The sequence below is a fragment of the Parachryseolinea silvisoli genome, assembly GCF_021190955.1.
Taxonomy (GTDB): domain Bacteria; phylum Bacteroidota; class Bacteroidia; order Cytophagales; family Cyclobacteriaceae; genus Ohtaekwangia; species Ohtaekwangia silvisoli.
Window position 1 is genome coordinate 1,627,284 of record NZ_JAIOAO010000002.1, and the last position, 25,464, is coordinate 1,652,747.

Here is a 25,464-nt window from a genome sequence, read left to right on the forward strand (position 1 = left end):
AAAACCAATAAATCTTTTGTCTGCATGGCAAGTCGTTTTACCCTTTTGCTCGAACGTTACCTGGAAAAGAAGGCCTCAGAATCTGAGCGGCTGGAGCTCATGCAGTTGCTCTCAACCGGTCAATTTGAAGAGCAGATCAAACAAGGCATCGCCCAACAAATGCGCGCCGAGATGCAGGCTGATTCCGTTGTACACGATGATGTTTTGCTAGCCAACAATGCTTACGATCGTGCACAACAAATCGTAGAACGCATTCTTTCAGAAGACCATTCCGAGATAAAGGTGGTACCGATACAACGCGCAGCATCCACAAAGCGCAGATGGATGGCCGCCGCGGCGGCCGTTACGATCCTGCTCGCAGCAGGCTATACAATAGTTTGGATGACCATGATGTCGCCGGCAGTGGAGCATCAATTCATGGCAAAAAATGTTGAGAACAGTGTTCTGGAAGAAATAAACGAAGGTACAACACAACGACGCATGGTGCTGGTTGACAGTACGCACGTGACCTTGCAACCCGGTGCCCACCTGATCTATCCCACACAGTTCTCGCTAACCAAACGCGAAGTATACCTCACGGGCGAAGCCTTCTTTGAAGTGACTAAAGACCGGTCGCGGCCCTTCTTTGTTTATAGTAAAACGCTTGTGACGGAAGTCGTGGGTACCAGCTTCAGGGTGCGTGCCGACAATACAGTACAGACAAGCGAAGTGGCAGTAATGACGGGCAAAGTGCGTGTAGTGCAGAACGAGGAGGACAAATCTCTGTTGCAGCGGTTTATGCCCGCGCGCAAAGAAATAATGCTTACGCCCAACCATCGCGCTGTATACCAGCGTGAGACGGAAGAGCTGGTGGTGACGCTGGTGGAAAAACCGCTGCCCCTGGCCGAAGACAATATAAAGACCAGCGTTTTTCACGCGGCGTCGCTGGCGCTGGTGCTGAAAGATCTATCCTATACCTATGGTGTCGAGATCGTTACGCAGAACGCGCGCATAAACCAGTGCACGTTTACGGGTGATCTATCGAAAACGGACGACTTATACATACGCTTAGAGTTGATCTGCCAGTCCATCGGGGCTTCATACGTCATTCGTGACGCGAAGATCCTCATTACGGGCAACGGCTGCTAAGCGACGACAAATCCTATTACAAACCCTAACCCAACCCTATGCAGAAAGATCAATACAAGAATCCAACCTGATAGCAAAAAAAGAAAGCCGGCAATGTGGGGACATCGCCAGCTTTTAAACTACCCAGGGTAGTGTTTTGTCCGGACTTATCACATCAAGAACAAAACTTTCTAATTTATGAAAAAGAAGCGAATTGTTGCTTTACTAAAGACAACAATGAGAATATCTATTATCCAGCTTGTACTGGCAGCGGGCTTCACCTGCAGTGCACTGGCCGGCAATGTTGAGGCCCAAATACTAGACAAACCGATTTCCATCTCCTTTTATCAGACTCGGATGGAGCAAGTTTTGCTCCAAATTCAGAAGATGACAGAGGTGAAGTTTGTTTACAGCCCTTCTATTATCGAAATCGAAAAGAAAATCTCGCTCAACGTTACCAACCGCAAGCTCAGTGCGGTACTGGACGAGATCCTGAAGCCCAGCGCCATTCAATATAAACTGATCAACGATTACATTTTACTGTACCGCAACCCGTTGGTGCCGGCAGAAGAGCTGGCACCGGCCAAAGAGGAACCGGGTGATCATTCCAGCATTGATGAAAATGAATGGAAACTGCTGCAGTTTACCATAAAAGGCCGCGTGACCGACGACACCAATGAGCCACTGCCGGGGGTGAGCATTTTGCTAAAAGGCACCATCCTGGGTACGACCACGGATGCCAACGGCGAATATTCCATTAGCGTGCCCGACGACATGGCCGCTACGGGCGTGCTGGTAGTCTCTTTCATCGGTTATACCAAACAAGAAATTGTGATTGGTAGCCAAACCACGGTCAACGTGCAGCTGGCGTCGGATATTACCTCGCTGGGCGAAGTGGTGGTAGTAGGATTTGGTGAACAGCGTAAGATTAGCGTGGTGGGGGCGAATGCCGAAGTAAAGGTGGACGAGCTCAAACAACCGGTGGCCAATATCGGTACGATGCTGGCCGGCCGCGTAGCGGGTGTTGTACAGGTGCAGCGCTCCGGTGAGCCGGGCCGCGATGGTGCCAACATCTGGATCCGCGGTATTTCCAGCTGGCCCGACTACGGTGGTGTGTCCCCGCTGATCCTCATCGATGGCGTCGAACGAAGCCTCGACAACATAGACCCCGAAGACGTAGAGTCTTTTAATATTTTGAAAGACGCTTCCGCAACGGCCGTATACGGTATGCGCGGTGCCAACGGCGTGATCCTGATCAAGACCAAATCGGGCAAGATCGGTAAGACCAAAATCGATTTTAACTACTCGCAAGGTGTCACCAGCTTTACCCGTGTGCCCGAGCTGGCGGATGGCCCTACGTTTATGCGGCTGACCAACGAAGCACTGACCACCCGTGGTGATGCGCCAAAGTTTAGTCAGGAGCAGATTGACGGTACTGTGCTGGGCGAAGACCCGTATGTATACCCCAACGTAGACTGGTACGACGCCGTGTTTAACAACACGGCCCGAAACCGCAAAATAAACCTGAACGCCCACGGAGGCAACGACCGTGCAACGTATTACATCTCGCTGGGCTACTACAATGAAGAAGGCTTTTTTAAGACCGAAGGTCTGGAGCAGTATAATTCCACCACCAGCTTTACCCGTTACAATTTTACCAGTAACCTCGATTTTGAGCTTAGCCGCACAACCAAACTGTTGTTGGGTGTGCAGGGATATATTTCTGAAGCGAACTATCCCGGCGAAAAGTCGGAGGACGTTTTCCAGCAGATCATGTATACCTCGCCGGTGGCCTATCCCATTATGTATCCGGGTGGACTCGTGCCGGGGCGTGAGACCAACGGTGATTTCCGTAACCCGTATGCCGACATCACGCAACGGGGGTACCGCAATAATTTTCGCAACCAGGTATTCTCCAACGTGCGGCTCACGCAAGACCTGAAGGCCATTACACCGGGGCTGAGCTTTACCACCATGTTTAGCTTTGACGCCTGGAACAGGCATGACATCGAGCGTAAGAAGAGAAAGGATACCTACTTTGTGGATCCAAACGACCCGCGCAATCCGGATGGATCGCTTAATCTCAACCTGACCTATACATCGAACAATAACACCCTGGAGTATAATCGCATTACCGCGGGCAATCGCCGCTACTATACCGAGTCGGCGCTGAATTACAATCGCACCTTTGGTAAACACGTCGTTACCGGCATGCTGTTGTACAACCAGTCTGACTATACAAACGTAGTGCCGACCGACTCGGAAGACGACAACTTCACCAACTCGATTCCCTTTCGTACGCGCGGTCTGGCAGGTCGGATCACCTACTCGTTCATGGATCGTTATTTCGTAGAATTGAATGGCGGGTACAACGGTTCAGAAAACTTTGCTCCCAGCCGCCGCTTTGGCTTCTTCCCGTCGTATGCTGTGGGATGGCTTATTTCTGAAGAAGCTTTCTTTGAACCAATACGAAATGTAGTTCCCTTCCTGAAGTTTCGTTTCTCCGACGGTCTCGTCGGTATCTCGGGAGGTGGCCGTCGCTTTGGCTACCTCACCATTCTTGACAATGAAGACAAACCGGGGTATACGTATGGCACACCGGGCAACACGAACGGAGTTGGCGGTATCGAGATTCAAGATTATGGTGTAGACGTAGGATGGGCGAAAGCGCGCAAAACCAATCTCGGTATTGACATTCGCACCTGGCAGGAAAAAGTTTCCCTTACCGTGGATCTCTGGAGAGAACACCGCACCGACATCTTTTTACAGCGTGGCGTGGTGCCCGATTATATCGGTCTCTACAACCTGCCCTGGGGTAACCTGGGCGCGGTGGATAACAAAGGGATTGATATAGCGCTGAACATTGAAGGCCTGGAGCTGGGCCAGACAACGTGGTCGCTGCGCGGTAACTTCAATTACAACCGCGACGAGGTGATCGAGAACGACCAACCGAAGCAGCCTTATCCCTGGTTGGAAAAGCGTGGTTCAAACGTGCTGGCGTACTGGGGCTTCCAGGCAGAAGGTTTGTTTGAAAGCCAGGAGGATATCGACAATCATGCGGTGCAGACCTTTGGCCCGGTGCAACCCGGCGACATCAAGTACAAGGACATGAACGGCGATAACCTCATCAATAACCTCGACCAGGTGAAGATTGGTATTGGTGACGTGCCGCGCATGACCTATGGCTTTGGGTTCAATATGCTGTGGAAAAACTTTGATGCCGGTGCCTTCTTTCAAGGTACAGCAAAGGCTGACCGCGCCATTAACGGCATGGGGGTTATGCCTTTCTCCGGCGGGGCGGGTGCAGGGAACGTATATGCCTTGGCGACTGACCGGTGGACAGAAGAAAATCCTTCGCAAGATGTTACCTATCCACGCCTGGCTTATGGCACGGAATATTCCAATAACATCCAACGGAGCTCCTGGTGGGTACGCGACATGAGTTTTATGCGCCTGAAGACCGCCGAGATCGGTTATACACTGCGCTCGGAGATGCTGCGTTCCATCGGCATTACGCACACACGCTTTTACGTGATGGGAGTAAACTTGCTAACCTTTAGCAAATTCAAAATGTGGGATCCCGAGCTTAACACCGGTAACGGAACCACATACCCCAACGTACGGACAATCTCGGTCGGTGTTAATATTTCACTCTAATTCAACGCCTATATGAAACTGACAATAGCAAAGCACTGCCTGGCAGTGGTCCTGGTATTGAGCGTATGTTCTTGTGAAGAAGGCTTCCTGGATCAGGTGCCGGACGACCGCTTGACAGAACCCGACGTTTTTATCAACAAGAACAACACCGAAATGTTTCTGGCCAATATCTACGCCAACATTCCGGATGAAATGGCCCAGCGATTTGTGACCACCGGCAACGGCCATGGTAACTCAGGCCCGTGGACGGGTGCGTCGGACGAGGCGGAATACGCGCCGTGGAGCACGACGCCCAACGAGATCAATACAGGTAACTGGAATGCCAGCAGCGACTGGGTAGAGACGTTCTGGAGCCGGTATTACCAGGGTATTCGCAACGCGACATACTTCATGGCAAACGTAGACAAATGCGTGCCATGCCGGGAACCCCTGGTGAAGCAATATAAAGCAGAGGCGCGTGCCCTGCGTGCGTTATACTACTATTACCTCATGCGCATGTTCGGTCCGGTCATTCTGTTGGGTGACGAAGTAGTTCCCCCCGATGCGGGCCTGGAAGATGTGGTATTGCCCCGTGCCTCGTTTGACGAGTGCGTGGACTACGTAGTAAGTGAAATGGAGGCTGCGGCCGAGTCACTGCCCAATGCGCCGGCCGGCTCTACAGCATACGGTCGGATGACCCGCAGCATTATGCTTGCCATGAGGCAAGAAGTGCTGTTGATGGCGGCCAGTCCGTTGTTCAATGGAAATGCGGACTATGTTGACATGAAGAATGTCGATGGTAAACAATTGATTAGCCAGGAGTATTCACCCGCTAAATGGCAACGTGCTGCCGAAGCGGCAAAGGCCTATATCAGCGAGTTTGTGCCGCAATACCACGACCTGTACCGTAAGAACGATGCCGGTGGAAATTTTAGCGCCTTTCTTTCTTGCCGCGACGTGATGTTGGATAGCTGGAATACGGAGTGGATTTTCGGCCGCCCGGGCAGCGACGTGACGACACGTCAGTATGATATGACGCCATACCACGCAGGGGCATTGGATGTGAGCCGCGGTGGTGGCGGTCTGGGGGTGACGCAGAAAATGGTCGATGCTTACTTTATGGCCAATGGTGCCAGCCCAATATTGGGCTATAACCCCGACGGTACACCGATTGTTAATCCGGCGTCTGGCTACCTGCTTTCGGGTACAAGTTCTTTCCGTGCTCCCGATGACACACAAGCGCGCACCATCTACAATCAATGGGTAAACCGTGAACCTCGTTTCTATGTGGGCATTACATACGACGGTCGGCTTTGGATCAATCCCAATACGCCGGGCTTGCTTACGTTCACACGCAAGACGGGCAACTCGGGCTCCAGCCAAAGTCAGTGGGACTTTAGTCCTACCGGTTACATCGCACGTAAGAATATGATTGTTGGTGACCGTGGTGTAGGTGGCCGTGCCCTGGTACTATACCGCCTGGCCAATGTATACCTGAACTATGCGGAAGCGCTGAACGAATACGACCCGGGCAATCCGGACATCCTGAATTACCTCAACAAGATCCGCGAGCGTGCAGGCATACCGGGATATGGCGATGAACCGGCAGTTCCGATCCCTGCCTCCCAGGAAGAAATGCGGGAAGCGATCCACAAAGAACGACGCGTGGAGTTTGCCTTTGAGAGTGTACGCTGGTTTGATACACGCCGCTGGAAGATCGCGGAGGAAACCGACGATGGCGCGCAGTATGGATTGGATATCAACTCAGACCCGCCGAACTTCTACAACGTCGTGCGTTTTGAGACTCGTGTGTTTGAAAAGAAACATTACCTGTTCCCGATCCCGCTGGACGAAACGCTGATTAATAATCTATTGGTACAGAATACGGGTTGGTCTGCAAACTAAGCAGACCTCCCTACATCCAAAACAACCTATCATGAGAAGATTATTACACTTCATCACACCCTTGCTGTGTGCAGGGCTGTTCGTGTCGACAATTGGTCTGCACGCACAGGATATTATCGGTTTAGGCGGCACCGTAACAGCGCAATTTGCAGGTAACGGCGCAGCCGAGGCAGTGGAAAAAGTAGTCGACAAAAATACCGCCTCTAAATACCTGACCTTTAACCAAGCGCCGCTTTGGATTATGTGGCAATGCAATACGCCACAGGCCGCGGCACAGTATGCGCTTACATCCGGCGGTGACGCACCGGAGCGCGATCCGAACAATTGGACATTTGAAGGATCCAACAACGGCACCGACTGGACTATATTGGATACACGTACGGGAGAGTTGTTTAGCGGACGAGGTATGACGAAGACTTATACGTTTTCCAATAGTACAAATTATACGTACTACCGGTTAAATATTACGCAGATGCTTGATCCAGGATCAGGTATATTTCAGATGGCTGAGTGGGGTATAGCGGGATCCAACCCTCCGGAAGCGCCATCAGGCCTGGCCGCAAGTGCTACAGGCGGCCAGGAAACAATTCTTACCTGGACCGACAATGCCGCGACCGAGAGTGGTTTTGAGATTGAACGCTCCGAGAATGGAACAGACTTTGTGAAGGCCGGTACAGTGGCGGCGAACACCACTACGTTTGCGGACCAGGGGGTGGTAGCCAGTACCCTGTACTATTACCGGGTGCGGGCGATAAACGCTTTTGGCGGGTCAGCCTATACATCCGCCGTTACTGTCACGACGCTGGCGCCGACGGGTGCGTTGACCGATCTCACGGACGACGGCGGCGTACTCACGGTAAAGTATGAAAACGGCGCGAGCGCCGCCGAAGCAAGCGACAAGCTGATAGACAATAGCTTTTCCACCAAGTACCTCATTCCGAGTGGTAACGCATTGCCGTATTGGATTCGCTACGAGTCTACGACGGGTGCCAATCAATTGCTGACAAAATATACGCTTACATCCGGTGGTGATGCGGTGGGCCGCGACCCGAAGAACTGGGTGCTGGAAGGCTCTGATAATGGTACCAGCTGGACCGCTGTCGATACACGTACGGGTTTTTTGTTTACCGCGCGCAGTCAAACGGTAGCCTTTGTATTGACGACTCCCGCACAGTATAAATATTACCAGATCACCGTGACGGCCAATAACGGCAGCACGACTATACCCGGACAGCTTACGGAGTGGGAGCTGTGGGGCATCGATGCCAATGCGCCGCCGCTGCCACAAGACATCACGGCCACGGCACTTTCAAAGACAGTAGCCGAGATTACCTGGACCGACGTAGCCACGAACGAGACCGGCTATGAGATCTTTCGCTCGGATAACGGCACCGACTTTACCTCCATCAAAAAGACGAGTGCTGACGAGACGACGTTTACCGATACTGGACGTAGAGGCGGGCTTACCTACTATTACCGCATCCGCACATTGTATGGTACAAACGCGGCTACAATCTACTCGGCCATTACGGCGATTACCATGCCGGGACAAAACGCAGCGCCGACCCTCGACCCGATTGCGGACATCACGACGTGTAATGCGTCGGTAGACCATGTTATTTCGCTGACGGGCATCACCCCGGGTGAGGGGGATGAAGATCAGCAAGTGGCCCTGTCTGTTACGATTGAAGCGGATGGCCGGGAGGTATTTGAAAAAGTACCGGCTGTAACGGAAATCGTCGATGGAAAAGCTACGCTAACCTTCAAGCTCAACCCTGAAGCCGACGCCGCGACCATCATGATGAAAGTACAGATTAAGGATGATGGTGGCACAGGCAACAGTGGCGTGGATACCGTGGTGTACAATGTTGCTGTGACATTTGATCCGCTGCCCGTTGCCGTAAGCCTGGACGCCAGCCTGCCGCTGGCGCGGGGCACTACGATACAACTGAAGGCTACTGGTGCCGAGCAATATGTTTGGGGAGAAGGTCCTGGTATCATTGCCGGTTCTTCGACCGACGAACTGACCGTACGTCCGACGCAAGGCTATACGTACGTCGTAACCGGCAGCAATGCCGAAGGCTGCGAGCGTGACGCGTCGTTCTTCGTAGGCATAGAAGGCACCTACGCCCTGGATCCTACCAACATTCTCACCCCCGACCAGGATGGCAAGAATGATACCTGGGTGGTATGGAACATCCATGTCTTCCCGGGCAACCAGGTGAGCGTATACGATCGCGCGGGCAAGCAGGTATTTAGCATGGAAGATTATACCAACGACTGGACGGGCACCTATCAGGGCTCGCCGCTGGCCAATGGTGTATACTACTACGTCGTCGAACCGGGCGCGGGCATCAAGCCACTCAAGGGTTCTCTTACTATCATTCGCTACGATAAATAAAGACTATCATGAAAAATATTTCTATACGGTTGTGGCTGGCAGGCTGCGGGGTGCTGGTTAGCGCTCTGGCCTGCCTGCAGGCACACGCACAATTAAACCCGCCGTCGGCCATCTACTTCCAAAATCAATACCTGGCCAATCCCGCCTGGGCCGGTGCGGAAGAGGGCGCAACGGTAAACCTTGGCTATCGTCGTCAGTGGAACGATATCGAGCAGGCTCCCGTCACGCAGTACCTCAGCGGTGTCTATAAGTTTGATGAGAAGGCCGGCGTTGGCGCTGTCTTGTATAGTGAGAAAGCGGGCCTGCTCCGTCGTACAAAGGTTATGGCCTCGTACGGCTATCACTTGCCGCTTGCCACCGACCGCACCCTGCACCTGGGGCTATCGGCCGGCGTGATGAGCGAAAAGATCAGCACCAGCGACATACACGGCGACCTCGACGATCCCACCGTGGCACGGTTTAACGACCGTGGTCTGTATGTGGACGGCGATTTTGGTGTGGCGTACACCGATCACAGCTTCACGTTGCAGGCAGCTATTCCAAACATACGGTCGACCTTTGAAAACGAAGATAACCCGGTGGACAAGTCTCTCTTCTTTGCAGCGGTCAGCTACGCCTGGGTGTTCGAGCGTGCATTCAATACTTTACGGCTGGAACCCAAGGTAGCATTCCGCGGGGTGAAGGGACACGACAACATTGTCGACGTAGGTGCCAACGTCCGCCTGGAGAACCAGCGGCTCAACTTCTTCGCGCTGTACCACACCACTAAGAACGCTACACTAGGCGCCGGCCTGGAGGTGATCGAACGGTTGACCTTAACGGCGATGTTCACGTCGGAGACGAGCGGACTACAGGAGCAGGGCGGCGGCACGTTCGAGTTTGGCCTAAAAGGAAAATTGTTAGGTAAGGAAAAATAATATGCAACGGTAAGGCCGGCGGATTTCCGCCGGCCTTTGTTTAGGGAACCAACGACTTTTATTGACTTATTATAAATGCATAAACCGAAATCCATGATACGGAAATTTCAAGTATGCTTGTTATGCCTGTTTTTGCTGGCTGTTGGCAGTACAATGGTAGCCTGTAGCGGAGGCGATGACGAAGAACCCGTGATAGACACGCCTGATGACGATCCGGATGACGAAGAGGAGGAAGTGAAGTTGCCGGTACCACCGGAGTTTTGGACGGAACATTGGCACGATCACCGCCAAACGCTTGAGCGTGTGTATTATGACGACGATCTGGTGGTGTATTTTGATAAAGATGTAGATCGTACCGTGCGTTGGCCCTTCCAGTACGTAGGCGATGTATGGCGGTATACAAAAAAAACCTATGGTGGATATGGCGATGACCCGCGCCTGTGGGCCGTGTTTCATACGGGGCGTCACAGTGGCGGCCACCCGGGCTATTATTTCGACTCCGATCACGATAACCGCAATGCCATCGACTGTGGCGACGGTACCTGGTTGACACAGGAAGGCAACATCGACCTGCCCACCCACGAAGTGTTTCACATTGTGGAGTCGGCCAGTTTTGGCGCGAAAGGATCACCGGGCTTTGGTAACCCACCAAACGGCGTATGGGGCGATAGTAAGTTTGCCGAGATCTATCAATACGATGTATATTTGGGCCTGGGCCTGACAGCCGAAGCCAATCGTTGGAAAGATCACGTCATGAACCAGGTCAACGACAATCCCAAAGCGCTGACCTATTGGTTTCGGGATTGGTTCTATCCGATCTATACCAAGTATGGAAAGACAAAAGTGCTTGTAGAATACTTTAAGCTTCAGGCAAAGTATTTTCCGAAGGATGCCAACAATCACTTCACCCGCCAGATGAACTGGGGTGAGTTTGTTCACTTCTTTAGCGGCGCCGCCAAAACCGATCTGCAGGAAACCGCAGAGACCGCCTTCGGCTGGACCACCGAAATGGAAGGGCAGCTGTACCAGGCGAAGATCGATTTTCCCGATATTACCTACTAATTTGTATCTATATATGAAACACTGTTCTATTCTCCTGCTGTTGCTCGTGCTGTCGGTATGCGGCGTGCAGGCGCAAACCCCCGAAGTCTTCCGTGAGAAAGGCTACACGTTGAATTTTATTAACCAGGATCCTTCCTTTGATCCGGCCGTAAAGGCCCGTCTGATCAAGACGTTCTTTGAAGTATATCCCGTATTGGTGGATCAATACAACAAAGCTTCCATCAAAGAAGTAACGTTCTTTGTCGATACCACCTATAAAGCTGTAGCCGAAGCCGGTGGAGGTCGCGTACGCTTCAGCCCTGGATGGTTTAAGGCACACCCCGGTGATATCGATGTGGTCACGCACGAGGTGATGCACCTGGTGCAATCGTATCCGCACCGTGCGGGTCCGGGTTGGCTGACAGAGGGTATTGCCGACTATGTGCGGTATGCCTACGGCGTCGACAACCAGGGTGCCGGCTGGTCACTGCCCGCATATGCCGCCAGTCAGCACTATACCAACGCTTATCGCGTTACTGCCCGCTTTCTGCTGTGGTTGGAGAAAGATGTGAAGCCGGGACTGGTCAAGACGCTCGACAACGCCATGCGGACGAACGCCTATACCGACGGTATCTGGAGCAAGCAAACCGGCAAGAGCCTGGACGACCTCTGGCAGGCCTATGCCGCACAAGCCGCTAAAGGCTAATGAGTATATACCGGTGTCAGGCGGTTCGCATGACGCCGGTTCTTTTTCCTTCCCAGTCCGGAAATAACACGCGGTTGTTCTGTATAGCCAGGTGCGTGCCGGCTACCTCGCTAAATATACTTCGGAAGTCTGTCGTTACTGCCAGGTCGCGTCCGTCCTCCAGATTCTCGACGGCCAGCGGCTGCATCGCGCCGTGTACCAGGCCACCCTTCACACCATTCCCGATAATAAAGGAACACGAGGCACGCCCATGATCGGTACCCCGGGTGCCGTTTTGTTTAACGGTGCGTCCGAACTCCGTCATCGTTAAAATCGTCACATCATCCTGGTACGCGGCCAGGTCAGCCCAGAGGGCAGCAATACTGCTACTAAAATCCTGTGCGTTGCGGGCAAAGGTGCCATTGCCCGCACCTTGATTAAAATGTGTATCCCAGCCCCCGGATTCGGCAAAGGCAACCTCGAGGCCGACGTCCATCTTGACGAGCTGCGCGATCTGCTTCAACGATGTGCCCAGCGTAGTGGCAGGATATACTACTCCTGGCGCGGGAGTATACTTACCGTTCTGCGCTTGCTGCAGGATTTTCATAGCTTCAAAGCTCTCCTTGCCGGTTTGTTTTAATAGTGCCGACGACGTCTGGTCATATAAGCTCTCAAAACTTTGAGCCGTAGTGGAAAGGTCCAGCGGAGTACCCTTGGATTGCAGTGCAAAATCTTTGAGGTCGCGTATAGCGAGGGCGGGTTGGTTGCCGTAGAGTGAGCGGGGCATGGCAGAGGTCAGGCTGACGGCCTGGAATGGTGATGCATTATGCCCCAGAAGGCCCACGGCGCGATTCAGCCATCCACTGGCCGTGGATTTGCTAAACGGCGTGCCGGACTCCATATAATCCTGCGCGTCGAAGTGTGAGCGGGTATTGTTGGGCGAGCCCATGCCGTGCACAATAGCCAGACGCTTTTCGCGGAACAAAGATTCGAACGCCTGCAGGGCAGGATGTAGCCCGAAGGTGCCATCGAGATCGACCAATGATTTACCCGTGCCGTTGCGTGCGGGGGACATAAAGAGATCAGGGCGTGCCGCGCGTAAATAAGGATCGTTGAATGGAGACACGGCCATAAGACCGTCCATGGCACCGCGTTGAAAGATACAGACCAGTACCTTGGTCCGCTTATAAAGTGCTATGCGCTTTTGACTGTCGGCGGCGCGCGCCATAAAACCAGGCACACCACCGAGGCCTAATCCCACCAGGGCCAGGCCTCCTGCTTTTAAAAATGCTCTTCGGGATGTCATTGATCGTTGTTTTTTTAATGGATGTATAGCGCTCCCGTTACCGTCGTTGGAACTCGGGCGAACCTAGAATGATGCCAGCCACCTGCGATAGTCTATAGCGTTTTGGCGCAGCGCTGTCGGCGAGAATAGTCTCGTCCTCATCAGTATCCTCTATACTGCTCCTGCTGACAGTATTTCCGTGGGCGGCACTGTCGATCTTTTCATGTAAAGCAGGATCGTTGAGTAGTGGTGTTAGGCGGCGAATTGTTTCGTGTGTGTCGCGCGTGGGCAGGAGCAAGGTGCTATAGATCGCGAGGGCATCCGCTGCGCTTTCCGGTTCGTGCTGGTGATTGAGGGCGAGAAGATCGATCTTCACGCCGGGTATACGCCCGGCGGCCAGCGCCATGCCGAAGTTCATACGGTTTAGCAAAGCACCGGTATTGATCCAGTACGCGGCCTTGTCGGGGAAACCCGTCGGTGCCTGGTAAAAGTATATCTTCTGGCCCATGCGCGTTACCCATTGAAACAAGGGGTATGGGTGTTGCACATCTGCATGCAAACTACGCAGAGCGCTGATGGTAAGCTCAAAGGGCGACTTCGTCTTTTCGCGCAAAGCATCTTTATTCCAGAATTCCGGCGAGGATACAAGCGTGATCAGCAGCGCCCGGATGTCGCCATGTGTCTGCTGGTATGTTTTGGCCAGTGCGTCGATTAATGCTGGTGGAGGTGTATCGCTGACGAAGCGAACGGCCAGTTTTCGTGCAATGAATTTCGCGGTAGAAGGATGGGCTGCCAGCATGGTTAATAGTTGCACGCCTTCTTCATAGCCGCCTCCCGCCGGGAATGTTTTGCCCAGGAAAACCTTTGCGCCGTCGTCGTGGCGGTTGGGCGTAAACAGGAAGTCGCTCGTATGAACACCACCACGTTTTTGAAGGGTAGCATCATCGGGTAGTATGCGGCGCAGGCTATCACCTGCGTATACACCACGCGGATAGAGTGTCCAGCCCGTGAGGATGCGGGCGGCCTCGGTCACATCGGTTTGTGTATATCCCCCGTCTACACCCAGGGTGTGAAGCTCCATCACTTCGCGCGCGTAGTTTTCATTGAGTCCTTTGGGTCGCTTCGGCGTGGAAGATTGACGCTTCGCGCGCTCGGTATTGACGCCGCTGCTACTCGCATTGTCGAGATATAACAGCATGGCGGGCGATTGCGCTGTTGCCAGTAATATGTCGTTGAAACGGCCTAAGGCATTTGGTCGGATGACATCTCGTTCGTATGCCGGAATATAAAGTGTACAAATTCCTTTCGTGAAGGACACATTAAAATGGTTAAACCAAAAGTCCGTCAATACTTCCTGCACCTGATTTTGCGTGTAAACCGCGCGCAAGATCTTTTGATTCACGAATTGCCGCACGAGTTCCTGTTCGGGGCGAAATCCTTTTTGCTGCCGGTATTTTTGCAGTGCGGCGCGATATTCCTTTTTGTCTTGCGTAGAATCGGCTGTAATGGCGCCGTCTTTTATAGCCATGCGCCGCAATACGCCGTTCTTTATAAAGGTACGTGTGACTTCCTCCGTGCTAAGCGACAACGCGTCGTACGGAGTCAGACGTTGTTGTAATGTATCGTCGGGAAGAGTTGCCTGGAGCTGCAGGGCGAACCATTCCTCCAATCCCATACGGGCCACCTGATCAACCAGGCCCGGCGTTGCACCGTAGGTAAAGCGACTCACCAGGTGAGCAGCCGCCTGCTGCCGGGTGAGGCCCGCGGCTGCATACGGAAAATGGAAGGACCGGGTAGCCGTGACAACCGGTGTGTGAGCAGGCAGGACGAGTAGTCCGAGTACGATAAAAACCGTCAACTTTGTGTGTTTCATAACGTCGTGATAAAAGGTCAAAATCCTCCTCTTACATCGTATTAGAGGCCCTGGGGGCATATCGGCACATTAGACACGGCGGGGACAGAAAGGTTTAATGCGTTCTGGCTGATCCTCTTTTTTTATTAACTTTTTGTCAACGCTATCCAACGTTTTCGTAAACGCATCCGTCTAACCTACAGTAGCCGTTCGGTTGTAGGGCGGGTGCGCTAACCCTTACCGCCATGACCAGATTGGTTGAGAACATCCTGCCATGCCCGCAATTTTTAGAAGAAACTTCTCCGGGCTCACCATTTACCCGCAAGATCGGGTTTCCTGTGCGGGAAGGGTTTGTTTTTTTATCGGCCCACGAGATCACCTGGTGCCAGGCCAGCGGCGCATACTCCGTGATATATTATGGTGCCGGCAAAAAACTGCTGTTGTCCAAGAACCTGACGGAACTGGAGTCGTTACTCCATACAAACATCTTTTTTCGGGTTCACCACTCTGCCATCATCAACCTCTACAAAGTCAGCCGCTACTTCCGGGGCAAGGGTGGTGAGGTGGAAATGGAAGACGGCAGCCTGGTAGCGGTATCGGCACAAAAGAAAAAACTTTTACTCGAACGTTATACACTTCCGGCCTAGTGCTGCCCTGCTAAGAATGCTTTTATCGCCGAACAAATAAAGGTCACCTCATCCTCCTGCATGGTAGGATGGATGGGCAAGGAAAGCATGTGTGCATGGATGTGTTCTGCCACCGGGAAGGTGTTGCTATTATATGCCTGGTATGCTTTCTGCCGGGGTAACAGCAAGGGATAATATAAGGCTGCCGGAATGCCGTGCGCTACCAGGTGTGCCTGGAGGGCATCGCGATGTTTTGTTTGAATAGTATATTGATGAAAAACATGCGTTGAGTGTTCACTGCGGGCCGGTATTTGTAAACCAGCGATAGTACCAAGCTGCCTGTCGTAAAAGGCCGCGATGTCGTTTCGTTTATAAATTTCCTGCTGAAGGTATTTAAGTTTCACCTGAAGGATAGCGGCCTGTAAGGTATCAAGGCGGCTGTTGACGCCCACAAGCTCGTGGTGATATTTTAGACGCTGGCCGTGATTGGCAATCATACGCATCTTTTCGGCATACCGGGCGTCGTTGGTAAAAATGGCGCCGCCGTCGCCGTAACATCCCAGGCTTTTGGTGGGGAAGAATGATGTTGTGCCCATGGTACCCATGGTGCCGGCCAGTTGTTGGCGACCGTCCGGGAAAGTATAGACGGCGCCAAGGGCTTGGGCAGTGTCCTCGATGACAAACAGATTATGCCGCGCGGCGATCGTGAGGATGGTTTCCATGTTAGCACACTGCCCGTAGAGGTGCACCGGCACGATGGCCCTGGTCTTTGGTGTGATATACAGGTGCAGCCGGCGATCGTCCAACAGGAACGTATGCGGATCGATGTCGGCAAAGACGGGTGTGATGTGGAGCAGTGCCAGCACCTCTGCCGTCGCAACATACGTATTGACCGGAACGATGACTTCGTCGCCCGGCGCTAATCCCAGGGCCATCATGGCAATCTGTAGCGCATCGGTACCGTTGCCACACGATATAACGGCAGCGGCGCCGGTGTATTCTTGTAAGGCCTGTTCGAAGGAGAAGACCTGTGGTCCCTGAATAAACGCAGCAGCGGTGAGCACCTCCCGGATGGCTGTGTCGATTTCTTCCTGGTATAAATGATATTGCGCGGCGAGATCGACGATGCGAATTTTGCGTGAGAAATGGTGGGATGTCATCGGTGTGTTGGTTGGGTCATGACGGCACTCTTATAGATTTTTTCAATGATCTCGACAGTCTTCAGGCCCTCGTAACAATTGGTCAGGATCGAACCATTGTGCCGCAATACATCGACAATGTTATCGTAGACCAGGTTGTGGTTGGACATCGAGCCCCGGTATTTTCCATAGTCGTTGGCGGGATTGCCGGCAGCCACATCGGGAATGGTATAGCCCTGGATCTTTTGATAGTCGACCGTATTCAGGTATTGGCCGCCAATCTTTACTGTGCCCTTCTCCCCGAAAAGCGTCAATGACCCTTCCATATTTTCCTGGTAGGCATTGATCGTAAAGTGAATGGTGCCGAGGACGCCATTGTGAAATTTTAGAATGACAACACCGCTATCCTCAAACTCGATCGTGTTTTGGTGCTCGAAGTTTCCAGCCAGGGCATGCACCTCGCGGATGTCGCCGACCAGCCAATACAACAAGTCGATGAAGTGGCTGAACTGGGTATAGAGTGTACCACCATCCAATGCCAGCGTACCCTTCCAGTCAGAGGAAGAATAATATTCCTGGTCACGGTTCCAAAAGCAATTCAATTGCACAGTATACAGGCGACCGAGTCTGCCCTCTTCGATAAGCTTCTTAATGGCCGCTACCGGCGGGTTAAGACGGTTTTGCTTGACGATAAACAACCTCCGGTTGGCACGCTCTGCCTGCTGGATCATTTCGCCACAATCCTGAGTAGATAAAGCCATCGGCTTTTCGCAGAGTACATTGACGCCGGCGCGCAAAGCCTGGATGGAATGGCGTGCATGCAGTCCGTTGGGTGTACAAATGGCGACCAGGTCGATATTTTTCTCTTGCTCCAGCAAGTTGTCAAGCGAATCATACGCGGTGGCGCGGCAAGTGGTGGCAAGCGTAGCGGCTTTGTCGGCGTCGACGTCGCACACCGCTTTTAGTACGCCGTATTTTTGCATTTGCACGGCGTGGCGCAAACCTATACGGCCGCAGCCGGCAAGGGCAAAATGGAGTGGCTTATCAGGACTTGTTGTTTCCATGGGCGGATGGGGTCGGTACGTGTGTATTCAGCAGCTCGGCCAGTGCTGCCGTCAGGTTTCTTCGCGAAAATTGAGCGATGGACGATGATGCTTCGAAGGGCTCATGTTGTTGAAAAGCCAGAAAGCGCTCGCGGAAATAATGCAGTAAAGCATCCTGATCCGTATAGCCCACAGTTTTGCCGGCCTTTAGGGATCGTATCACATTGGCCGTATCGCCATGTACCGGCCCGATCGAAAGGATAGGACGCCGCGCAGCCAGGTACTCGAACAATTTCCCCGGTAGAAATCCGGCGTCGATAGCACAGTCGTGTATCGGAAGGTATAACAGCTGTGCACGCTGGAGGATCTTCGGCACAGCAATATGCGGCACATACTGTTCCAGGTACGTGTTGCCGGTTAATATAGGGGGAATAGATTCCAGGATCGTCGCATCGACTTTCCCATACAGACGTATTTCCAGTGTTTCGTGAAAAGCTTTGTCTTGTTGGGCAAAGGCGGCCAGAGCTTGCCAGAAGATCCGGTGGTCGCGTGCGCCACCCAGCATGCCCATGTGTACAATGGTAAACCGCGCGTCGGGCGCCGGCCGTTTGTGGAGGAAGTTCTCTTCGTCAAAACCATTGGTAATGACATGGACCTTTCTATGAGAAATCCCTTCGAGCATCTTTTGCAAAAAAGGGCTTACGGTAATCACACTATCGGCTTGCGTCAGGATGCGGTACTCCAACCGTTGATGCAGTCTTCGTGCCGCGGCGGTCAGGGCAAGCTTGTCGAAATAATCGATGCCCGTCCACGGATCGCGAAAGTCTGCCAACCAGGGGATCGAGAATTTCTTACTGACCTTGCTGGCGATGAGATGTACCGTGTGCGGTGGTCCGGTGCTGATAATAGCGTCTATCTTTTTCTGTTGGAGGAATGTGTTCAGACGGCGCGTGGCGGGTATCAACCACCCGATGCGCGCATCGGGTATAAAAAGATTACTTCTAACCCAGAAGAGCAAGCGGCTCACGAGTCCCTTCTTTTGCCGGTTGTGAAAGAAGTTGGCGTTAACGGGTTGTTTGTTGCCGGTGAGGGCGCGAAAGAGTGCGTAAGGCTCGCGCGTGGGGGCTGTGACTACTTGTATATGTTCGGGGATGTCGCCGATCAGGGTCTGGTCACGCAGGGGGTATTCGCCGTTGCTAACAGTAAAAATGATGGGCTCCCAGCCGAACTCGCGCAGATATTTGGTAAATTTTATCGGGCGCTGCACACCCGATCCACCGGCCGGTGGCCAGTAATAGGTAATTAGCAATACACGTTTTTTTCGTTCTGCGCTCATCGCTGCAAACTCAGGTTCAAGCCCTGGTATTTAGTGTCGGGACCAAGATAGTGACTACCGGGAGGGAAGAAATGTATGATTTACGGATGCGCTTTCTGGGTTTGCGGGTAGGATATTAAATGTTTTAAAAAAAATTCCGGGTGCGTTAAACCTTTTCCAGTGGAGGGTTTCTAAGCTACGGAAATCACAAAAACGAAAACCATTTACCATTATTCCTTAAATACAAGTAACTATGAAAACTTTGAAAGCGACGTTTTTAGCATGTTTAGTACTGGCAGCCGGTGCATGTAAAGATGACGATGAAAAAGAGGCAGTTTCAAACGATGAAGCAGCGGAGATGATAGCATCTTCTTTGGCAGAAAGCTCTTCGGGCTTTGCGGCGGTGGCAGACGAGTCGGCGACCGTTACCGACGGCGTAATGGACGTATACAACGGGGGCCGCACAACTTCCTGTGGTTATGAATACGAACAGACATTTACGCGAACAAATCCCTCGAATGCGTCCGTAACGTATGAATTTGTATATACATACCACTATTTGCTGAGCTGCGAAAATGATGCTCCCAAAAGCATGGAAGTAAATGTAACATACAACGGCGAATTTGATGGCCCACGCATTTCATCGGCACACGAAGGGTCGGCAGATATCACCATCACTAAACTTGAAAATACGTCGGCTACCTATAGCATCGATGCCGACTATCAGTGGAACGGCTCTTCCCAATCAAAAATCCGGAATCGGAACACAACGTCAAGCAGCGTAGAGATCACACTCGACGATGTAGTAGTAGACAAAGAGGCACACGAGATCCTTAGCGGCAGCGCGTCGGCAACAATTACAGGCACAGTGACCGGCAAGGGCTCATTTACCTACACGGGGACCATTGTTTTCAATGGCAACCACATGGCCGAGCTGACAGTAAAGGGAATTAAATATTTAGTTAACCTGGCCACAGGCAGTGTAACAGCCGCATAATGATAACGAGTATAAACTATAATGAAATGAAAGTGATGAAGATTTTAATGTTACTGGTGGTATTAATCGCTGCTAGTTTCGGGCAGCAAGCCACAGCGCAAACAGCAGAACGGACACCCCTCACAGCCGAAGAGCGGGCGCAGAAGTGGACAGACTGGATGAAGAAGGAGTTGACGCTCACGGCAGAGCAAGAGCCGAAGGTACATGCCATCAACGTAAAGTATGCGGACCAGATGGACGACATCAAGGGCGAAGAAGGCGACCGTCGGAGTAAGTTTAAGGAAGCACGCGAGACTGATAAAGCAAAAGATGAGGAACTGAAAGCCGTGCTGACACCCGAGCAGTTTACAAAGTATACCGAGAAGAAACAGGAACGAAGGCAGAAGATGCGCGAAAATCGGAAGCGCGGCGGTTAAGTAAACGACAAAATCCGGTGTCCAGAGGACTCCGGATTTTTACTTTTTAGCGTGATAGCGGGCTGTGCCGATGTATAAAATCGGAGTATTATGAGTGTTTTATGTAATTATGAGTCAGCGTTTTAGGGGTTTTGCTTCGCGGCCGTCCATCAGATTCTTTTTGGCAATCTCAAATAAACTCCTAACCTTTGTTACGCTTTAGGGGTGCCATAGTGCTGAGATAATACCCTACGAACCTGATGCAGCTAGTACTGCCGAAGGGAAAAGTAAAGATTGACCGCGTGCATTTTTAGTCTGTTATTGTTCGAGCGCGCTTATCGTCATTCCTAAAGCAATACGCTATTCAGGAATGCGACATGAAAATCACCATCAATGATCAACCGTATGAAGTAGCCGAAGGGGCTACGCTTCAAAGCATTGTTGTGGCTCGTATGGGCGACAAACAAACCGGCTTTGCCGTTGCTGTGAACCAGGAAGTAATTGCCCGGACAGATCATGACCGTCATTACCTGCAAGCCCACGATTCGATTCTCATCATTCAAGCAACACAAGGAGGATAGCTATGGAAAAAACAGTTTCGACAGGGGCCATCAGTGGCTCGCGAAAAGTATACGTGCCCGGCACGCTGCACAACGTGCAGGTGGCCATGCGCGAGATCGTGCTTTCGCCGACGCGTCTGCACAACGGTCAGTTGGTGGAAAATCCCCCCGTGACGGTATACGACACCGGCGGTCCCTATACCGACGACCAGCAAGAGATCAATATACGCAAAGGACTGCCGCGCCTGCGCGAGTCGTGGATTCACGACCGCGGGGACGTAGAAGCGTTGGACGGCGTTAGCTCGGTCTATGGCCGCGTGCGGCAGGAAGACAGCAATCTGGAGCACCTGCGTTTTGAGCACATCCGTAAACCGCTACGGGCAAAAGCCGGCGCGAACGTGACACAGATGTATTATGCCAAGCAAGGTATCATTACTGCCGAGATGGAATATATCGCCATCCGGGAGAATCAACGCATACAGGAGCAATACGCGGCCAGTCACGACCAGACATTGTGCCACCAACATGCCGGCAATAACTTCGGTGCACGTACGCCGAAATATATAACGCCCGAATTTGTACGCGATGAGATTGCCGCGGGCCGCGCCATCATCCCCAACAACATCAACCACCCCGAAAGCGAGCCGATGATCATCGGGCGTAACTTCCTGGTAAAGATCAATGCCAACATTGGCAATAGTGCCGTAACCTCCTCCATCGAAGAGGAAGTAGAGAAGGCGGTATGGGCGTGCCGTTGGGGCGCGGATACTATCATGGACCTGTCGACAGGAAAAAATATCCATGAGACACGGGAGTGGATCATTCGCAACTCGCCGGTGCCGATTGGTACCGTGCCGATCTACCAGGCATTGGAGAAAGTGAACGGCAAAGCCGAAGACCTGACGTGGGAGATCTTCCGTGATACATTGATCGAGCAGGCGGAACAAGGCGTGTCCTATTTCACCATCCATGCCGGGGTGCTGCTGCGGTATATTCCACTGACCGCAAAGCGTGTCACCGGGATTGTTTCCCGTGGCGGCAGTATCATGGCCAAATGGTGCCTGTCGCATCACCGCGAAAACTTCTTGTATACCCACTTTGAAGAGATCTGTGAGATCATGAAGGCGTATGACGTGGCCTTCTCGCTGGGCGACGGGTTACGGCCCGGATCTATAGCCGATGCGAATGATGCCGCACAGTTCGGCGAATTGGAAACCCTGGGTGAGCTGACAAAGATAGCCTGGAAACACGACGTGCAAGTGATGATCGAAGGCCCCGGCCACGTGCCCATGCACCTCATCAAAGAGAACATGGAAAAACAGCTACGCGAATGCCATGAAGCCCCGTTTTATACACTCGGCCCGTTGACGACAGACATTGCGCCGGGATATGATCATATCACCTCGGCGATCGGTGCTGCCATGATTGGCTGGTTCGGTACGGCCATGCTGTGTTATGTGACACCCAAAGAACACCTCGGTCTTCCGAACAGGAAAGACGTAAAGGACGGTGTCATTACCTACAAGCTCGCCGCGCACGCAGCAGACCTGGCCAAGGGACATCCGGGAGCACAGTATCGCGACAATGCGTTGAGCAAGGCACGGTTTGAGTTTCGGTGGGAAGACCAATTCAACCTGTCGTTGGATCCCGATACGGCGCGCGAGTTCCATGACGAAACATTGCCGGCGGACGGTGCGAAAGTCGCGCACTTCTGCTCGATGTGCGGGCCCAAGTTCTGCTCGATGAAGATCACGCAGGAGATTCGCGACTCGGCGGCGCAAGGGATGTTTGATAAGTCGGAAGAGTTTCGTCTGCAAGGCAGCGAGCTATATCACTAGCAGATATGGTGGTCGTTGTTTCAAGTCCCGCGCCGGTACCACAGGAAGCCGAATGCTTCAACCGCCTCTTTGAGGCGGGACTGGAGGTTCTGCATATGCGTAAACCGGAAGCCGGTGCGGAAGTATTCAACGACCTGCTCCGAGGGATAGACCCTCGCTACTATGCCCGGTTATCATGGCACCATCAGCATACCGTAGGAGAGGCCTGGGGCATGCAGCGGATACATTTGACATCGGTCGTGCGGCAGCAGACATCGATCGCACAGCTTGATCGCTGGAAGGCGGCGGGCCGGACACTATCGACGTCGATTCATACGCAGGAAGAATATACAGCGCTTCCTTCCGCGATAGACTATGCGTTGCTGGGCCCGGTATTCCCGAGCATCTCCAAGCCCGGCTACCAATCTGCGTCACCGTTGCGTGCGCCGATGCGGGGCTCACAGGCGGCGAAGCTGATTGCGATCGGTGGTATGGAGCCCCATCGTTGTCAGGCGGTATATGCGTTAGGCTTTGACGGCATTGCCGTATTGGGATCGATCTGGCAACAGGGTGACCCCGTGGAGAATTTTAAACAAGTGCAGGAAGCATGGTATACACACGCCCCATCGTAGTGAGCATAGCGGGTATGGATCCCACCGGCGGTGCCGGCTTACTGGCCGACGTAAAGACCTGTGAGCAACACCGGTGCCTGGGCTTTGGTGTCGTGTCCGCACTGACGATACAGACGGAAGATACTTTTTACCGGGCAGACTGGTTGCCGTTGGAGGCGATCATCGATCAGGCCGCGCCCCTGTTTTCGCAGTATACAGTTGCCGTGGTCAAGATCGGAATCGTTGAGAGCTTTGCAGTGCTGGACAGCCTGGTGCAGTGGATTAACAAACAGCGTCCCGGCATCCGGATTATTTGGGACCCTGTGCTGGCCGCTTCTGCAGGATTCAGGTTTGTGGAGCGTGTGGACCCGGCAATGCTTCAGCAAGTATTGCGGCACATCTACCTGATCACGCCGAATGCTCCGGAGGCAAGACAGCTGGCAGGTATTGACGATGCGCAGGAAGCCGCGCACCGCCTGGCAAGTGACTGCCGGGTATACCTGAAGGGCGGCCACCTGACCGGGAACACCGGCACGGACTACGTGCACGAAGCGGGAACAGTAACATCGCTCCCGCCGGGCATACAGCGTGTATGGCCCAAGCACGGTTCCGGATGTATTCTGTCTTCGGCCGTGGCGTCGCGCCTGGCAGGGGGGGAGTCCTTGATGCAGGCTTGTGTCGGTGCCAAGGGTTATATAGAACGTATTTTAGTCAGCAACGAAAACCTACTCGCGTATCACCATGTTTAGTAGAGTTCAATACATATCGCAAGGCACAACGCCGCTTGAGCAGCGGCAAAATATCCACGCCGCGCTGGATGCAGGCTGTACCTGGATCCAACTACGCTTCAAAGGGCAGGAAGAAGCGGTTGTTCGTTCCGTAGCGGAAACCGTTCGCACGTTGTGCGCTGAGTATAAAGCCTTCCTTATTGTCAACGACCATGCGCGCATAGCGTTGGAGACAGAAGCTCACGGTGTACACCTGGGGCTACAAGATATGCCCGTGGCGGAAGCGCGTGCGATCGTAGGCAGCACACGCCTGATCGGAGGTACCGCCAATACATTGGACGACCTCCACCAGCGCATCGCCGAAGGCTGCGATTATATCGGTCTGGGACCCTTTCGGTTCACAGCGACAAAAGCGAAGCTTAGCCCCATGCTTGGATTGGAAGGATATGCTACGCTTTTAACGGCCTTGCAACGGGGCGATATAACCATTCCTGTATATGCCATTGGCGGCATCACGCTGGAAGATGTACCAGCCTTGCGTGAGACAGGCGTATATGGCGTGGCGCTCTCAGGAGCCATCACACATGCCGCGGATAAAAGACAGACAGTCGATCAGCTAAAAGAAATACTTTATGCAGCCACTACACATAGCCGGTAAGGCTTTTCAATCGCGGTTGTTTCTGGGTACCGGTAAATTTGGTTCTCCGGAAGAAATGGCCCGCGCCGTACGGGCATCGGGTACAGAACTGGTGACCGTCGCGCTAAAGCGCGTAGACCGGGAGACCGACACGGACGCACTACTGGCACCGCTACGCACGGCGTCACTGGGACTATTGCCCAATACCTCAGGCGCGCGCAATGCCCGGGAAGCAGTATTTGCAGCACAACTGGCGCGGGAAGCGCTGGAGACAAACTGGGTAAAATTGGAAATACATCCCGATCCGAAATACCTGTTACCCGATGCGTTGGAAACCCTGAAGGCCACGGAAGCCTTGGCCAAGCTGGGGTTTGTGGTGCTGCCATACATCCACGCCGACCCGGTACTGTGCAAACAACTGGAAAGCGCGGGTACTGCTGCCGTGATGCCATTGGGATCTCCGATCGGAAGTAACAAGGGGCTACGTACCATTGATTTTTTAGAGATCATCATTGAGCAAAGCCGGGTACCCGTCATTATAGATGCAGGTATCGGCGCACCGTCCGCTGCCGCGAAGGCAATGGAGATCGGCGCCGATGCCGTACTGGTCAATACAGCCATTGCTGTCTCGCACGATCCGGAGGCGATGGCGCAAGCTTTCGCATGGGCGGTAAAAGCCGGACGACTGGCGTTTGAGGCACGTCTCGCGGCCGCACACGACCACGCGCAGGCAAGTAGTCCGTTGACCTCATTCCTGAAAGCGTAAA

The 25,464-nt window shown here is 53.0% G+C and carries 21 protein-coding genes and 1 riboswitch; of the genes, 16 read left to right on the top strand and 5 right to left on the bottom strand.

Going from position 1 to position 25,464, the window contains the following annotated elements; translation table 11 throughout:
- Positions 1-24 precede the first annotated feature (24 nt).
- From K7P01_RS16850 to K7P01_RS16880, 7 genes are all read left to right on the top strand, one after another.
- A complete protein-coding gene (locus K7P01_RS16850; RefSeq protein ID WP_267295106.1) occupies positions 25-1,128 on the top strand; it encodes a FecR family protein in 1,104 nt (367 codons plus the stop codon).
- A 216-nt stretch (positions 1,129-1,344) separates the two neighbouring features.
- Complete coding sequence (locus K7P01_RS16855; protein WP_267295108.1) at positions 1,345-4,764, top strand: TonB-dependent receptor; 3,420 nt, start codon at positions 1,345-1,347, stop codon at positions 4,762-4,764.
- Between the two features lie 12 nt (positions 4,765-4,776).
- Positions 4,777-6,648 (top strand): RagB/SusD family nutrient uptake outer membrane protein, encoded by a 1,872-nt coding sequence (locus K7P01_RS16860; protein ID WP_267295110.1) that lies wholly within the window; start codon positions 4,777-4,779, stop codon positions 6,646-6,648.
- 31 nt (positions 6,649-6,679) lie between these two features.
- Positions 6,680-9,049, top strand: coding sequence for a T9SS type B sorting domain-containing protein (locus K7P01_RS16865; protein WP_267295112.1), 2,370 nt, complete (start codon positions 6,680-6,682; stop codon positions 9,047-9,049).
- 8 nt (positions 9,050-9,057) lie between these two features.
- Positions 9,058-9,966, top strand: coding sequence for a PorP/SprF family type IX secretion system membrane protein (locus tag K7P01_RS16870; protein WP_267295114.1), 909 nt, complete (start codon positions 9,058-9,060; stop codon positions 9,964-9,966).
- Positions 9,967-10,059: 93 nt separating this feature from the next.
- Positions 10,060-11,028 carry a hypothetical protein gene (locus K7P01_RS16875; protein ID WP_267295116.1) on the top strand — a complete coding sequence of 323 codons (969 nt, stop codon included), beginning with the start codon at positions 10,060-10,062 and terminating at the stop codon, positions 11,026-11,028.
- A 13-nt stretch (positions 11,029-11,041) separates the two neighbouring features.
- Entirely contained in the window at positions 11,042-11,713 is a 672-nt protein-coding gene (locus tag K7P01_RS16880; RefSeq protein ID WP_267295118.1) for a basic secretory family protein, read from the top strand.
- A 16-nt stretch (positions 11,714-11,729) separates the two neighbouring features.
- Here K7P01_RS16880 and K7P01_RS16885 read toward each other — a convergent pair whose 3' ends face one another.
- On the bottom strand, positions 11,730-12,998 hold the full coding sequence (locus K7P01_RS16885; RefSeq protein WP_267295120.1) for a DUF1501 domain-containing protein: 1,269 nt from the start codon (positions 12,996-12,998) through the stop codon (positions 11,730-11,732).
- 37 nt (positions 12,999-13,035) lie between these two features.
- Entirely contained in the window at positions 13,036-14,850 is a 1,815-nt protein-coding gene (locus tag K7P01_RS16890; RefSeq protein WP_267295122.1) for a DUF1800 domain-containing protein, read from the bottom strand.
- 224 nt (positions 14,851-15,074) lie between these two features.
- Here K7P01_RS16890 and K7P01_RS16895 point away from each other — a divergent pair, with 224 nt between their 5' ends.
- The gene (locus K7P01_RS16895; RefSeq protein WP_267295124.1) at positions 15,075-15,476 is read left to right on the top strand and encodes a LytR/AlgR family response regulator transcription factor; all 402 of its coding nucleotides are present in this window, start codon (positions 15,075-15,077) and stop codon (positions 15,474-15,476) included.
- Here the strand turns inward: K7P01_RS16895 and K7P01_RS16900 are convergent.
- The 3 genes from K7P01_RS16900 to K7P01_RS16910 are packed head-to-tail and all read right to left on the bottom strand — an operon-like array spanning position 15,473 to position 18,973.
- Positions 15,473-16,615 (bottom strand): DegT/DnrJ/EryC1/StrS family aminotransferase, encoded by a 1,143-nt coding sequence (locus K7P01_RS16900; RefSeq protein WP_267295126.1) that lies wholly within the window; start codon positions 16,613-16,615, stop codon positions 15,473-15,475. The genes K7P01_RS16895 and K7P01_RS16900 overlap by 4 nt on opposite strands.
- Positions 16,612-17,658, bottom strand: a complete 1,047-nt coding sequence (locus K7P01_RS16905; protein ID WP_267295128.1) for a Gfo/Idh/MocA family protein — start codon at positions 17,656-17,658, stop codon at positions 16,612-16,614. Before K7P01_RS16905 ends, K7P01_RS16900 begins: the two co-directional genes overlap by 4 nt.
- Positions 17,639-18,973: a glycosyltransferase gene (locus K7P01_RS16910; protein WP_267295130.1), complete on the bottom strand. Its 1,335-nt coding sequence runs from the start codon at positions 18,971-18,973 to the stop codon at positions 17,639-17,641. Before K7P01_RS16910 ends, K7P01_RS16905 begins: the two co-directional genes overlap by 20 nt.
- 232 nt (positions 18,974-19,205) lie before the next feature.
- Here K7P01_RS16910 and K7P01_RS16915 point away from each other — a divergent pair, with 232 nt between their 5' ends.
- From K7P01_RS16915 to K7P01_RS16950, 8 genes are all read left to right on the top strand, one after another.
- Positions 19,206-19,949, top strand: a complete 744-nt coding sequence (locus K7P01_RS16915) for a hypothetical protein (protein ID WP_267295132.1) — start codon at positions 19,206-19,208, stop codon at positions 19,947-19,949.
- A complete protein-coding gene (locus K7P01_RS16920) occupies positions 19,949-20,365 on the top strand; it encodes a hypothetical protein (protein WP_267295133.1) in 417 nt (138 codons plus the stop codon). The genes K7P01_RS16915 and K7P01_RS16920 overlap by 1 nt, the downstream gene beginning before the upstream one ends.
- Positions 20,366-20,555: 190 nt before the next feature.
- A riboswitch (TPP riboswitch) is annotated at positions 20,556-20,645 on the top strand.
- Positions 20,646-20,721: 76 nt separating this feature from the next.
- A complete protein-coding gene (gene thiS / locus K7P01_RS16925) occupies positions 20,722-20,925 on the top strand; it encodes a sulfur carrier protein ThiS (protein ID WP_267295135.1) in 204 nt (67 codons plus the stop codon).
- Between the two features lie 2 nt (positions 20,926-20,927).
- Positions 20,928-22,742, top strand: coding sequence for a phosphomethylpyrimidine synthase ThiC (thiC, locus tag K7P01_RS16930; protein WP_267295137.1), 1,815 nt, complete (start codon positions 20,928-20,930; stop codon positions 22,740-22,742).
- 5 nt (positions 22,743-22,747) lie between these two features.
- Positions 22,748-23,353: a thiamine phosphate synthase gene (locus tag K7P01_RS16935; RefSeq protein ID WP_267295139.1), complete on the top strand. Its 606-nt coding sequence runs from the start codon at positions 22,748-22,750 to the stop codon at positions 23,351-23,353.
- On the top strand, positions 23,329-24,081 hold the full coding sequence (locus tag K7P01_RS16940; protein WP_267295141.1) for a hydroxymethylpyrimidine/phosphomethylpyrimidine kinase: 753 nt from the start codon (positions 23,329-23,331) through the stop codon (positions 24,079-24,081). The genes K7P01_RS16935 and K7P01_RS16940 overlap by 25 nt, the downstream gene beginning before the upstream one ends.
- Entirely contained in the window at positions 24,074-24,718 is a 645-nt protein-coding gene (locus K7P01_RS16945; protein WP_267295143.1) for a thiamine phosphate synthase, read from the top strand. Before K7P01_RS16940 ends, K7P01_RS16945 begins: the two co-directional genes overlap by 8 nt.
- Positions 24,693-25,463: a thiazole synthase gene (locus K7P01_RS16950; RefSeq protein WP_267295145.1), complete on the top strand. Its 771-nt coding sequence runs from the start codon at positions 24,693-24,695 to the stop codon at positions 25,461-25,463. The genes K7P01_RS16945 and K7P01_RS16950 overlap by 26 nt, the downstream gene beginning before the upstream one ends.
- Position 25,464 lies beyond the last annotated feature (1 nt).

Excerpts from the sequence above, each read along its gene's own strand:
- K7P01_RS16850 (WP_267295106.1), top strand. The coding sequence starts at position 25 with ATGGCAAGTCGTTTTACCCTTTTGCTCGAACGTTACCTGGAAAAGAAG.
- K7P01_RS16855 (WP_267295108.1), top strand. The coding sequence starts at position 1,345 with ATGAGAATATCTATTATCCAGCTTGTACTGGCAGCGGGCTTCACCTGC.
- K7P01_RS16860 (WP_267295110.1), top strand. The coding sequence starts at position 4,777 with ATGAAACTGACAATAGCAAAGCACTGCCTGGCAGTGGTCCTGGTATTG.
- K7P01_RS16865 (WP_267295112.1), top strand. The coding sequence starts at position 6,680 with ATGAGAAGATTATTACACTTCATCACACCCTTGCTGTGTGCAGGGCTG.
- K7P01_RS16870 (WP_267295114.1), top strand. The coding sequence starts at position 9,058 with ATGAAAAATATTTCTATACGGTTGTGGCTGGCAGGCTGCGGGGTGCTG.
- K7P01_RS16875 (WP_267295116.1), top strand. The coding sequence starts at position 10,060 with ATGATACGGAAATTTCAAGTATGCTTGTTATGCCTGTTTTTGCTGGCT.
- K7P01_RS16880 (WP_267295118.1), top strand. The coding sequence starts at position 11,042 with ATGAAACACTGTTCTATTCTCCTGCTGTTGCTCGTGCTGTCGGTATGC.
- K7P01_RS16885 (WP_267295120.1), bottom strand. The coding sequence starts at position 12,998 with ATGACATCCCGAAGAGCATTTTTAAAAGCAGGAGGCCTGGCCCTGGTG.
- K7P01_RS16890 (WP_267295122.1), bottom strand. The coding sequence starts at position 14,850 with ATGAAACACACAAAGTTGACGGTTTTTATCGTACTCGGACTACTCGTC.
- K7P01_RS16895 (WP_267295124.1), top strand. The coding sequence starts at position 15,075 with ATGACCAGATTGGTTGAGAACATCCTGCCATGCCCGCAATTTTTAGAA.
- K7P01_RS16900 (WP_267295126.1), bottom strand. The coding sequence starts at position 16,615 with ATGACATCCCACCATTTCTCACGCAAAATTCGCATCGTCGATCTCGCC.
- K7P01_RS16905 (WP_267295128.1), bottom strand. The coding sequence starts at position 17,658 with ATGGAAACAACAAGTCCTGATAAGCCACTCCATTTTGCCCTTGCCGGC.
- K7P01_RS16910 (WP_267295130.1), bottom strand. The coding sequence starts at position 18,973 with ATGAGCGCAGAACGAAAAAAACGTGTATTGCTAATTACCTATTACTGG.
- K7P01_RS16915 (WP_267295132.1), top strand. The coding sequence starts at position 19,206 with ATGAAAACTTTGAAAGCGACGTTTTTAGCATGTTTAGTACTGGCAGCC.
- K7P01_RS16920 (WP_267295133.1), top strand. The coding sequence starts at position 19,949 with ATGATAACGAGTATAAACTATAATGAAATGAAAGTGATGAAGATTTTA.
- thiS (WP_267295135.1), top strand. The coding sequence starts at position 20,722 with ATGAAAATCACCATCAATGATCAACCGTATGAAGTAGCCGAAGGGGCT.
- thiC (WP_267295137.1), top strand. The coding sequence starts at position 20,928 with ATGGAAAAAACAGTTTCGACAGGGGCCATCAGTGGCTCGCGAAAAGTA.
- K7P01_RS16935 (WP_267295139.1), top strand. The coding sequence starts at position 22,748 with ATGGTGGTCGTTGTTTCAAGTCCCGCGCCGGTACCACAGGAAGCCGAA.
- K7P01_RS16940 (WP_267295141.1), top strand. The coding sequence starts at position 23,329 with ATGGTATACACACGCCCCATCGTAGTGAGCATAGCGGGTATGGATCCC.
- K7P01_RS16945 (WP_267295143.1), top strand. The coding sequence starts at position 24,074 with ATGTTTAGTAGAGTTCAATACATATCGCAAGGCACAACGCCGCTTGAG.
- K7P01_RS16950 (WP_267295145.1), top strand. The coding sequence starts at position 24,693 with ATGCAGCCACTACACATAGCCGGTAAGGCTTTTCAATCGCGGTTGTTT.